Source organism: Stakelama sediminis, from assembly GCF_014199335.1.
In the GTDB taxonomy this organism is placed as follows: Bacteria; Pseudomonadota; Alphaproteobacteria; order Sphingomonadales; family Sphingomonadaceae; genus Sphingomonas; species Sphingomonas sediminis.
This window is the reverse complement of the sequence record NZ_JACIJI010000004.1, coordinates 50,249-61,181: the sequence shown is the minus strand read 5'-3', so window position 1 is coordinate 61,181 and position 10,933 is coordinate 50,249. Positions and strand designations below refer to the sequence as shown.

The 10,933-nt window shown below is 63.2% G+C and carries 9 protein-coding genes and 1 riboswitch; of the genes, 2 read left to right on the top strand and 7 right to left on the bottom strand.

What is annotated here, in order from left to right:
• Positions 1 to 164: 164 nt before the first annotated feature.
• Positions 165 to 389: riboswitch (cobalamin riboswitch) on the bottom strand.
• A 79-nt stretch (positions 390 to 468) separates the two neighbouring features.
• The 7 genes from FHR23_RS11270 to FHR23_RS11240 all read right to left on the bottom strand — a co-directional run bounded on the left by FHR23_RS11270 (position 469) and on the right by FHR23_RS11240 (position 8,586).
• A complete protein-coding gene (locus FHR23_RS11270; protein ID WP_184004014.1) occupies positions 469 to 2,553 on the bottom strand; it encodes a M13 family metallopeptidase in 2,085 nt (694 codons plus the stop codon).
• Between the two features lie 80 nt (positions 2,554 to 2,633).
• Positions 2,634 to 3,518 (bottom strand): 3-hydroxyisobutyrate dehydrogenase, encoded by an 885-nt coding sequence (gene mmsB, locus FHR23_RS11265; protein WP_184004012.1) that lies wholly within the window; start codon positions 3,516 to 3,518, stop codon positions 2,634 to 2,636.
• An 87-nt stretch (positions 3,519 to 3,605) separates the two neighbouring features.
• Entirely contained in the window at positions 3,606 to 4,382 is a 777-nt protein-coding gene (locus tag FHR23_RS11260; protein WP_184004010.1) for an enoyl-CoA hydratase, read from the bottom strand.
• A gap of 103 nt (positions 4,383 to 4,485) precedes the next feature.
• Positions 4,486 to 5,529, bottom strand: a complete 1,044-nt coding sequence (locus FHR23_RS11255) for an enoyl-CoA hydratase/isomerase family protein (protein ID WP_184004008.1) — start codon at positions 5,527 to 5,529, stop codon at positions 4,486 to 4,488.
• Between the two features lie 44 nt (positions 5,530 to 5,573).
• Positions 5,574 to 6,719 carry an acyl-CoA dehydrogenase family protein gene (locus FHR23_RS11250; RefSeq protein WP_184004006.1) on the bottom strand — a complete coding sequence of 382 codons (1,146 nt, stop codon included), beginning with the start codon at positions 6,717 to 6,719 and terminating at the stop codon, positions 5,574 to 5,576.
• Positions 6,716 to 7,090: a hypothetical protein gene (locus FHR23_RS11245; RefSeq protein WP_184004004.1), complete on the bottom strand. Its 375-nt coding sequence runs from the start codon at positions 7,088 to 7,090 to the stop codon at positions 6,716 to 6,718. Before FHR23_RS11245 ends, FHR23_RS11250 begins: the two co-directional genes overlap by 4 nt.
• Complete coding sequence (locus tag FHR23_RS11240) at positions 7,090 to 8,586, bottom strand: CoA-acylating methylmalonate-semialdehyde dehydrogenase (RefSeq protein WP_184004002.1); 1,497 nt, start codon at positions 8,584 to 8,586, stop codon at positions 7,090 to 7,092. Before FHR23_RS11240 ends, FHR23_RS11245 begins: the two co-directional genes overlap by 1 nt.
• Positions 8,587 to 8,683: 97 nt before the next feature.
• On the opposite strand from FHR23_RS11240, the gene FHR23_RS11235 reads away from it, so the two are divergent.
• Together FHR23_RS11235 and FHR23_RS11230 are read left to right on the top strand one after the other, a co-directional pair.
• Positions 8,684 to 9,565 (top strand): LysR family transcriptional regulator, encoded by an 882-nt coding sequence (locus FHR23_RS11235; RefSeq protein WP_184004000.1) that lies wholly within the window; start codon positions 8,684 to 8,686, stop codon positions 9,563 to 9,565.
• Positions 9,566 to 9,640: 75 nt separating this feature from the next.
• Entirely contained in the window at positions 9,641 to 10,876 is a 1,236-nt protein-coding gene (locus FHR23_RS11230; protein WP_246359849.1) for an alpha-hydroxy acid oxidase, read from the top strand.
• Positions 10,877 to 10,933: the final 57 nt, after the last annotated feature.

Sequence of the window (10,933 nt, the reverse complement as noted above, 5' to 3'; positions counted from 1 at the left end):
CCCGGCGCCTGGTGCGACAACCGGTGGGGGTACAGATGCCCGGCGCATGTCGCGGCCACGGCGCCAAAGGCCCATGCGACATCCACCGCTGCGGCCCCCGCCGCTCCAGTTCGTCGCTCAGACGGAAAACAGCACCGTGCCCTGGCCAGTCCCTGAACCAAAGCAAGAGCGACTCCGCACCGGCAGGTCTCCTGGCTCGCGGGTCACGGCACGATCGCCCAGCCTTCCCGGACCGTATCGGGTCCAGTGGCCGCTCCCGCCAGGGGAGCATGGGCCATCGCGCTCACCGCTTACAGTTGCAGGGACAGCCGCGGATTTGGGCGATAATTCGCCCGCACCGCATTCCCTCTTAGCCTTGTTGCCAAGGCACCGGCGCGAAATTCCGGCGGTCAGTCTTGCGACCGGCCGCCGGACGCGGCTCATAACAGGCTTATGCGCCCATTCAAGCCGGGAAATGCACCTGCCCGCTCACCAGATATGCACGCGCTTGTCGGGCGGCAGATACAATGCGGCACCCGGCTGGATATTGAACGCCTTGTACCAGGCATCGAGGTTACGCACCGTTTCCGCGCGATAATGCGCGGGCGAATGCACATCGGTCGCGATCCGCTGACGCAACGCCTTGGGCCGCATTTTCGACCGCCAGGTCTGCGCGAAGGAGAGGAAGAAGCGCTGGTCGCCGGTCAGCCCGTCGATCACCGGTGCAGGCTTGCCGTTCAGCGACGCCAGATAGGCAAGGTGCGACGCGGTCAGCCCTGCGACGTCGGCGATATTCTCACCCAGCGTCTGCTTGCCGTTGATATGCACACCTGGCAGCGGCTCATACGCGTCATATTGCTTGATCAGTGCCGCGCCCTGCTCCTCGAAATGCTTCAGGTCGCTGGGCGTCCACCAGTTGCGCAACCGTCCGTCGGAATCGAAATCGGCACCCAGATTGTCGAAACTGTGACTGATTTCATGCCCGATCACCGCACCGATCGCGCCGTAATTGGCGGCCGCATCGCGATTGGGATCGTAAAAAGGCGGTTGCAGGATCGCAGCCGGGAAGTTGAGCGCATTCTGCATCGGCAGGTTGAGCGCGTTCACCGTCTGCGGCGCCATCCACCATTCATTCTGCTGCGGCGTCTGGTTCAGCTTGGCGAGCTGATGGTGATATTCATACAATTCGGCGCGGTGCAGATTGCCGACCGGGTCGTCGGCACGGATCACCAGCGAGGAATAATCGCGCCAGCTTTCGGGATAGCCGATGCCGACATGCATGGTATCGATCTTTTTCAGCGCTTCTTTCTTGGTCGCAGGCGCCATCCAGGTCAGGTTTTCGACGCGCTTGTGGAACGCGGCGAGAATGCCCTTCACCATGTGCTGAATGTCCGCCTTGGACGAAGCCGGGAAGAAATCGCGCGCGTAAATCTTGCCCACCGCATCGGGCATATTGCTGTTCAGGCTGGCGATTGCGCGCTTCTCCCGCGCCTGCTGTTCAGGCGTCCCGCTCAGCGTGTGGCTGAAAAATTCGAAATGCGCCTGATCGAATGCCTTGGGCAGCACCTGCGCGACATCGTCGATCTGATGGAAGGCAAGCCAGTCCTGCCAGTCCTGCAACGGCTCACTGGCGACCAGTTTGGCCGATCCGATCACCGCCTGCGGCTGCCAGACAATGAAATCCTGACGATTGCCAAGCCCCGCCGCCTGCCAGAAGGCGTCCCAGTCGATCCCCGGCGCCTTTTTCGCAAAATCGGCGCGCGTCCAGGGATTGTTCGCCTTATGCGCGTCCTGGCTCTCGACGATGCTTTCATGCGTCTGGGCGATCTTGGTTTCGAGGTCGAGCACATGTTGCGCACGCGCCTGCGGATCGCTCATCCCCGCCAGCGTGAAGACCTTGGCGATATAGGCCTTATATTCGTTGCGGATCTGAACATTGTCCGCGTCGGAAGAGATGTAATAGCTCTTGGCCGGCAGCCCCAGCCCGCCCTGCAACAGATAGGGCCAGTTCTGGTCGGGATGGTCGAACGCCTTCGTCACGAAAATGCCGAACAGGTTGGTCGTGTCGAAATTGGTGGCGTTGATCGGATCGACATCGGCACGGACATTCGCACCCAGCATCTTCGACAGCGCCGCCTTGTCCGACAGTGCCGCAATGGCGTCGAGTTCGGGCTTCAGCGGCTGGATACCGCGCTGATCGATACCCTTGGTATCCATGAACGCCTTATAGTAATTGGCGATCCGGCCCGTATCGGTATCGGCGGCCGCATTCGCCTTGATCGCATCCTCGACGATCTTGCGGTTCTGCGCCTCGGTCTTCTGGAAAACCTTCAGGAAGATGCCGGTCGAGGAACGGTCGGCGGGGATGACCGCATTCTTGTTCCAGGTGCCGTTGGCATAGTCATAGAAATCCTTGCCCGGCGGCACCGCCTTGTCCATGCCCGCAAGATCGATGCCCAGCGTCGGCTTGCTCGCTGCGGTGGCGGTGGTGGCATTGCCGTTCGAGGATTGCTGGGAACAGCCGGCGACCGCGAGCAGCGCGGCAGAGGCGAGGAAAAGGGCGGATGTACGCAAGAAGTATCTCCTGAAACCAGTTGATGCCCCGCGGGCATACACCGGCTTCCCCGCTTGCGCCAGCCGCCCCGAAATCGCCGTTACGCGTCCTCGCCCAGCGTGCGGATGATCGCCGAGAAATCGAGACCGGCATTCCCGGCTTCCGCGAATTTCTCATACAGTTCGCGTGCGCGCTCGCCCATCGGGGTGTCGGCATGGGCACCCGCCGCCGCCTCCATCGCCAGCCGCAGATCCTTCAGCATCAGGCCCGTGGCGAACCCGCCTTGGTACTCCTTGTCCGCCGGGCTTTGCGGGCCGACGCCGGGCAGCGGGGCATAGCTTGTCATCGACCAGCTCTGGCCCGACGACACGCTGGAAATGTCGTAAAAAGTCTGCGGATCGAGACCCAGCTTCTTCGCCAGCATGAACGCCTCGCAGGTCGCGATCATCGTCGCGCCGAGCAGCATGTTGTTGCAGATTTTCGCGGTCTGGCCGGTGCCGTTGCCCCCGGCATGGATCACCGCCTTGCCCATTTCCTCCAGAAACGGTTGCGCGCGCTCGAATCCTTCCCGCGTGCCGCCGACCATGAAGGTCAGCGTGCCCGCCTGCGCCGCGGCGATCCCGCCCGACACCGGCGCATCCACCGCCGTCAGCCCCTTGGCCGACGCGGCATCCGCCACCCGGCGTGCGGTCTCCACATCGATGGTCGAACAGTCGATCAGCACGGCAGCGGTATCTGCAACCCCGAACACGCTTTCGGTATAGACCTGCTCGACATGCTTGCCCGCGGGCAGCATGGTGATGACGGCTTCGGCCCCCTCGGCAGCCTCGGCGGCGCTGTCGACGGGCAGGCATCCGGCCTCTTTCGCTTTGGCCAGCGCTTCTTCCGACAGGTCGAAAGCGCGCACGTCATGGCCCGCCTTCGCCAGATTGGCGGCCATCCCGCCGCCCATATTGCCCAGTCCGATAAACCCTACGCGCGCCATTCTTCTATCCTCTCATGATATCGTCATGCCAGCAAAACCGGCATGTTCAGTCGCGAGCATCCTGGCATTCGCCAGGGTCACGCCCTGTTATTTCCCCGTCCACTTGCCGGGACGTTTCTCCACGAACGCCGCCATGCCTTCCTTCTGATCGGCGCTGCCGAACAGGCCGTGAAACAGGCGGCGTTCGAACTGCACGCCCGCGCTCAGCGTCGTTTCATAGGCGGCGTTGACCATTTCCTTGTTGGCGATCGCTGCCAGCGGCGCCATCTCCGCAATCGTCGTCGCGGTCTTCATCGCCTCTTCGACCAGATCGGCGGCGGGCACGATCCGGCTGACCAGTCCTGCGCGCTCGGCCTCTTCGGCATCCATCATCCGGCCGGTCAGGCACATTTCCATCGCCTTCGCCTTGCCGACCGCGCGCGTCAGCCGCTGCGAACCGCCCATGCCCGGCGTCACCGCCAGCTTGACCTCCGGCTGCCCGAATTTCGCGGTATCGGCGGCCAGAATGAAGTCGCACATCATCGCCACTTCGCAGCCGCCGCCCAGCGCATAACCCGCAACCGCCGCGATGATCGGCTTGCGCGTGCGGGTGAAGCGATCCCATCCGGCGAAAAAGTCATGCCCGTACATGTCGGCAAAACCCTGATGCTGCATCTCCTTGATGTCGGCACCGGCGGCAAACGCCTTTTCACTGCCGGTCAGGACCGCGCAACGCTGGCTGTCATCGGCATCGAACGCCGCCATCGCGGCAAGCAGGTCGGAAAGGACCTGACTGTTAAGCGCGTTCAGCGCCTTGGGCCGGTTCAGCGTGACCAGCGTAACCGCCCCGCGCTGTTCAACGAGAATGGTTTCATAGTCTGCCATAGGTTTCTCCAAATCGTCATCCCGGACTTGATCCGGGATCGTTTTCGTTAAGCGGCTCGCTTGCCGCCTGCGACCCCAGCTTTCGCTGGGGTGACGCAAAAAATCAGTTCGGCGTCCACGCCGCATCGTCGGGCAACGGCGCGAAAATCTGGTCGATCAGATGCGCCGAAACCCCTTCGGGCGTCGCCGGATTCCATTGCGGCTTATTGTCCTTGTCGATCAGCACCGCGCGCACGCCTTCGATAAAGTCGTGCCGCTGACAGACATGGCTGGCGACCGCATATTCCTGCCGCATCTCATCTTCGAAAGTGGGCATCGTCGCGCCGTCGAGCAACAGCTTCAGGCTGACCTTCATGGTCTGCGGCGATTTGGTGCGCATCGTCTCAAGCTGCTGATTGCCCCAGTCGCTGCCCTCTTCCTCCAGCGCCATGAAGATATCCTCCAGCCGGTCCGACGCGAACAGCCGTTCGATCTCCTGCGCATGATCCATGAGCTTCGATTCCGGCACCTCGACCGCCAGTTCGCTCAGGATCGTCTCGATCGCCTGCGGGTCGGCGGCGATGCGCCGCTTCGCCTCGTCCAGCGCCTCACCCGGCAGATAATGGGTGGCCAGCCCCAGCGCGCAGCAGTCCGCCCCGTCGATCCGCGCGCCGGTCAGCGCCAGATACTGCCCCATCCGCCCCGACAGACGCGACAGATACCAGCCGCCGCCGACATCGGGGAACAGGCCGATCCCGGTTTCGGGCATGGCGAACTTCGTATTCTCGGTGGCGACGCGATATTTCGCAGGCAGCGAAATGCCGACGCCGCCGCCCATGGTAATCCCGTCCATGAACGCGACCACCGGCTTCACATAGGTGAACAGGCGGTGGTTCATGCGATATTCCTCAAAGAAGAACCGCCGTGCCTCGGCACCGTCGCCCTTGCCCGATTCCTGCACCATGCGGATATCGCCGCCCGCACAAAAGCCTCTGCCCTCAGCATGGTCGATCAGCACCGCCTCGACGCCGGTATCGCCGTGCCAGCCGTCCAGCGCCTGCGCCATCGCAATGCACATATCGGTATTGAGCGCATGGATCGCCCTGGGCCGGTTCAGGCGGATGCGCCCCACCTTGCCGTCGGTCGCAATCAGAACATCGTCGGTCATTCAATCTCCCATCCTTGTCCCCGACCGGGGAAAGGGCAACGGCATCACTGCCGGGTCAGTTCCCGGCCGACGATCATGCGCATCACCTGATTGGTGCCTTCCAGAATCGAATGCACGCGCAGGTCGCGCCAGAAGCGTTCGATCGGATAATCCTGCAAATAGCCGTATCCGCCATGCAGTTGCAGCGCGTCGTTGACGACCTTCGACCCCGTATCGGTGGCAAACCGCTTGGCCATCGCGGCAAAGCGCGTCTTGTCGGGCGCATTCGCCGTGACCTTCGCCGCCGCCGTGTAGAGCAGACAGCGTGCCGCCTGCAGCTCGGTATCCATATCGGCAAGCATGAACTGCGTGTTCTGGAAATCCGCGATCCGCTTGCCGAACTGCTGGCGATCCTTCGTATACGCAATCGCTTCGTCGAGGCAGCGTTGCGCACCCCCCAGCGAACAGGCGCCGATATTCAGCCGCCCGCCGTCAAGGCCCATCATTGCGATGCGAAAGCCTTCGCCCTCACCGCCGACGACATTTTCAATTGGCACGCGCACTTCTTCGAGGATCAGTTGCGCCGTCGGCTGCGAATGCCAGCCCAGCTTCTTTTCCTGCGCACCGAAACTGACGCCCGCCATGTCCTTTTCGATGACCATGCAGGTGATGCCCTTCGGCCCGTCCTCACCGGTACGGACCATGACGACATAGACTTCGTTCTCGCCGCCGCCGGAAATGAACTGCTTGGTGCCGGTGACGACATAATGGTCGCCGTCCTTCACCGCCCTGGTCTTCAGCGCCGCCGCATCCGAACCGGATGAAGGTTCGGTCAGGCAATAGCTCGCCATGCGGTCCATGGTGACGAGGCTCGGCAGATATTTCTGCTTCACCGCATCGGCACCGAACCGGTCGATCATCCACGACGCCATATTGTGGATCGAGATGAAGGCACTGGTCGACGGACAGCCATAGGCCATCGCCTCCATGATCAGCGCCGCCTCCAGCCGCCCAAGATTGATGCCGCCCGATGCCTCACTGACATAGATGGAGGCAAAGCCGAGTTCGGCCGCTTCCTTGATCACGTCGCGCGGGAAGATGTGCTTTTCATCCCACTCGCCCGCATTGGGCGTAATCCGGTCGGCGGTGAACCGCTGCGCCATCTCCTGAATCGCGCGCTGGTCGTCGGTAAGGTCGAATTGATCGGTCATGTTGCTTCCGTTGTTGGCGTGTCGAGCCAGTGCTCGGCTTCGGCCAGCGTCCTGAAAACGCGCAGCCGGGGATTGGCGAGGGTGCGGTCGACCTGCATCTTGTTGAGCACGCTGGCAACCACCACGGCCACACGGCCGGTCATGCGCGACATGATGCCCTGCCCCAGCATGCCCAGCATATCCGCCACCTCGTTGGTCTGAACCGGGAAGTCCAGCGACTCGACGATACCGTCGAAGTCGCTGCCTGCATTACGCACCGCCGCGTTCAGCGTTGCCGCGAAAGCGGACACCTCGCTGGGGGACAAATATCCCTTCACGACAATCCGAACACGACGGCGTCCGGCATCATAGCTGACGTCGAAGGCGCCCATCACCCCATCGTCGGGATGACGAAGGCGTTTTCGCCGGTTGCACTGCCGTCGGGCCAGCGTTGCGTCACCGTCTTTACCTTGGTCCAGAACTTCACGCCTTCGGTGCCGTACTGGTTGGTGTCGCCGAACGCCGAACGCTTCCACCCGCCGAAACTGTGATAGCTGACCGGCACCGGGATCGGCACGTTGATGCCGACCATGCCGACATTAACTTGGGCAGCGAACTCCCGCGCGGCATGGCCGTTGCGCGTGAAAATCGCGACGCCGTTGCCGTACTGATGCTGACTGGGCAGACGCACCGCTTCCTCGAAATTCTTCGCGCGCACGATTTGCAGCACGGGACCGAAAATCTCTTCCTTGTACGACTCCATGTCGGTCGTCACGCGATCGAACAGGCTCGGCCCCATGAAGAAGCCCTTTTCATGCCCCTGCAACGAAAAACCGCGCCCGTCAACGACCAGTTCGGCGCCTTCATCCACGCCCTTCTGTATCCAGTTTTCGATGCGCTGCTTATGCTCGGCGGTGACCACCGGGCCATATTGCGCATCCTTGTCGGTCGACACGCCGACGCGCAGGCTGTCGATTGCGGGGATCAGTTTCTCACGCAGCCGTTCAGCCGTCTCCTCACCCACCGGCACCACCACCGGCAGCGCCATGCAGCGTTCGCCCGCCGAGCCATAGGCCGCACCGATCAGGTCGTTGACCGCGCTGTCGAGATCGGCGTCGGGCATGATGATGCCGTGGTTCTTCGCACCGCCCATCGCCTGCACGCGCTTGCCCGCCGCGACGCCGCGCTTATAGACATAGTGCGCAATGTCCGACGATCCGACGAAGCTGACCGCGCTGATCGCTTCATGGTCGAGGATCGCATCGACCATTTCCTTGTCGCCGTGAACGACCTGCAACAAGCCTTCGGGTGCGCCTGCCTCGATAAACAGTTCGGCCAGCCGCACCGGCACGCTGGGGTCGCGTTCCGACGGTTTCAGGATGAAGGCGTTGCCGCACGCAATCGCCATGCCGAACATCCACATCGGGATCATCGCCGGGAAGTTGAACGGCGTGATGCCCGCACCGATGCCCAGCGGCTGACGCATCGAATAAACGTCGATGCCCGGCCCGGCCCCTTGCGTATATTCGCCCTTCAGCACCTGCGGAATGCCGCAGGCATATTCGATGACCTCAAGGCCGCGCTGCACATCGCCATGCGCGTCGTCGACGACCTTGCCATGTTCGGACGACAGCAGGCGGGCGAGATCGTCCTTGTTCGCCTCGACCAGTTCCTTGAATTTGAACATCACCCGCGCGCGGCGCTGCGGATTGGTTGCCGCCCATTCGGGCTGCACCGCCAGCGCGGCCTTCACCGCGGCGTCGAGTTCGGCCTGGCCGCCAAGACCGACCTTCGCCTGCACCTCGCCGCTATTGGGGTCGAAGACTTCGTGTTCCCGCGCCGATCCGCCGCCCGAATGGCCCGCGATGACATGGTCGATAGTGCGCATACGACTCTCCTGAAATTGGTGTTTGGCGTGCTTTTCGGCGATCGGGGTCAAAAAGACAATTGACGCGCATGCAGGTTGTACCTGCATATATGCAGTCATGGACTGGAGCGACCTGCCTTTTTTCCTTGCCGTCGCCCGCACCGGGCAGATTGCCCGCGCGGCGCGTGCGCTGGGGACCGACCCCACCACCGCCGGTCGCCGCATCCGCCGGTTGGAACAGGCGCTGGGCGAACGGTTGTTCGAACAGACGCCCGATGGCCAGCACCTGACCGCCGCGGGTCTGCGCCTGCGCGATCAGGCCGAGGCCATGGCACGCATCGCGACCGGCATCGGCCACCGTCCCAGCCCCAACGAACCAGTGCACGGTTCGCTCCGCGTCAGCGTGTCGGAAGGATTCGGTACCTGGTTCATCAGCCGCCATCTGGGGCAGTTCGCCGAACGCCACCCACAGGTGCAGGTCGAACTAGTGGCGACCAGCGGCTTCCTGAACCCCTCCCGCCGGGAAACCGATCTGGCGGTGCTGCTGGCACGCCCCCGGCGCGGACCGCTGGTGACGCGCAGGCTGACCGACTATGCGCTGACGCTCTATGCGTCGGAGGCGTATCTGGCGCAGCACCCCCTGCCCGATGCCGACGCGCTGCCCGGTCATCGGCTGATCGGCTATATTCCCGACATTCTCTACGCGCCGGAACTCAACTATCTCGACGAGCTGCCGGTGCCCGTCGAACCGCAGCTTCTGTCGTCCAGCATCAATGCGCAGCATCGCATGATCGCCAGCGGTGCCGGCGTCGGCATCCTGCCGCGCTTCATCGGCGACGCCGATCCGGGCCTGCGCCCTGTCCTGCCCGACATCGCCATCCGCCGCAGCTTCTGGCTGGTGACGCATCGCGAGACGCGCGAATTCGCTGCCGTGCGTGCCTTTGCCGACTGGCTGATTACCCTCACCCGGCGCGAACAACGGCTGCTGACCGGCGAATAAACCAGCCGATGGAACCAATTCCCGATGCCGCTCGTCCTGCCTGTGACGGGGCGGGATGCATTGGGAGTAAGCCGCATGGCCTTTGTCGAAACCGGATCCGTAGCGCAGATGAACCGCTCTCCGAAGCGGCGCTACTATACCGGTCGCAGGCTGAGCCGGGTTGAATCCATCGACGATCTGCGCGCCCGCACGCACAGGCTGATGCCGCGTTTCGTACTGGAATATCTCGAAGGCGGGTCGGGCGAGGAAGCGACGCTGCAACGCGAACGCACCGCCTTTTCCGAATGGCGTTTCGTACCGCGCACACTGATCGATGTCTCCGACCGTCATACCCGCCGCGCGCTGCTGGGCAGGGATGCGCAGCTACCGCTCGCCATCGCACCCACCGGCCTCAACGGCCTGTTCATGCGCCACGCCGATACCGCGATTGCCCGCGGGGCCGCACGCTTCGGCGTCCCCTTCATTCAAAGCACCATGTCCAACGATGCGATGGAGCGCGTGGCGGAGGTGCCGGACCTGCGTCACTGGTGGCAGCTATACGTCTTTGGCGGCGACGAAATCTGGCAGGAACTGTTGCGCCGCGCCGACGCCTGCGGTTGCGAGGCGCTGGTGCTGACCACCAATACGCAGGTGTTCGGCGACCGCGAATGGGACAATCGCACTCGCACCGCCGGGTCGCGACCGACGCTGGCCACCACGCTCGACGCCGCGCGCTATCCGCGCTGGTTCGCGACCACGCTGAACCACGGCATGCCCGACTTTCCCAACGTTATCGACTTCATTCCCAAGGATAAGCGCGGCTTTTTCGACGCCTCCTTCTGGATTCGCGAACAGATGCCCAAATCGCTGAGCTGGGACAATGTCGCAAAGATCCGCGACCGCTGGAAAAAGCCCTTCTTCCTGAAAGGGCTGATGAACCCGGAAGATATCCGCAAGGCACGCGACAGCGGCGTAGACGGCGTGATCCTCGGCACCCATGGCGGACGGCAGATGGACTGGTCGGCCTCCGCACTCGACGTCCTGCCGCAGGCGCGGGAAATCGTCGGCGACGACTTCCCGCTCTACATGTCGGGCGGCATCCGCCACGGCACCGATATCATGAAGGCGCTGGCGCTGGGCGCGGACGCGGTGCTCACCGGACGCGCAACGCTGTACGGCCTGTGCGCGAACGGCAGCGGCGGCGTGCACAAGGCGCTGACCATTCTCCAAAACGAGATGATGAATGAAATGGCGCAGGCGGGCGTTCCTTCGCTCGACGCGCTGTCGCCCGACATATTGATCCGCCGCGACGCCATGCCCGAAGCGCCCTGAAATTAGCGCTTTCCATCACGGAACGACCTCCCGGTCGATCCGTTGGTTACCCGAACG

Bases quoted from the DNA above. Each gene is read 5' to 3' on its own strand.
- mmsB (WP_184004012.1), bottom strand. From the start codon at position 3,518: ATGGCGCGCGTAGGGTTTATCGGACTGGGCAATATGGGCGGCGGGATG.
- FHR23_RS11260 (WP_184004010.1), bottom strand. From the start codon at position 4,382: ATGGCAGACTATGAAACCATTCTCGTTGAACAGCGCGGGGCGGTTACG.
- FHR23_RS11255 (WP_184004008.1), bottom strand. From the start codon at position 5,529: ATGACCGACGATGTTCTGATTGCGACCGACGGCAAGGTGGGGCGCATC.
- FHR23_RS11250 (WP_184004006.1), bottom strand. From the start codon at position 6,719: ATGACCGATCAATTCGACCTTACCGACGACCAGCGCGCGATTCAGGAG.
- FHR23_RS11245 (WP_184004004.1), bottom strand. From the start codon at position 7,090: ATGGGCGCCTTCGACGTCAGCTATGATGCCGGACGCCGTCGTGTTCGG.
- FHR23_RS11240 (WP_184004002.1), bottom strand. From the start codon at position 8,586: ATGCGCACTATCGACCATGTCATCGCGGGCCATTCGGGCGGCGGATCG.
- FHR23_RS11235 (WP_184004000.1), top strand. From the start codon at position 8,684: ATGGACTGGAGCGACCTGCCTTTTTTCCTTGCCGTCGCCCGCACCGGG.
- FHR23_RS11230 (WP_246359849.1), top strand. From the start codon at position 9,641: ATGGCCTTTGTCGAAACCGGATCCGTAGCGCAGATGAACCGCTCTCCG.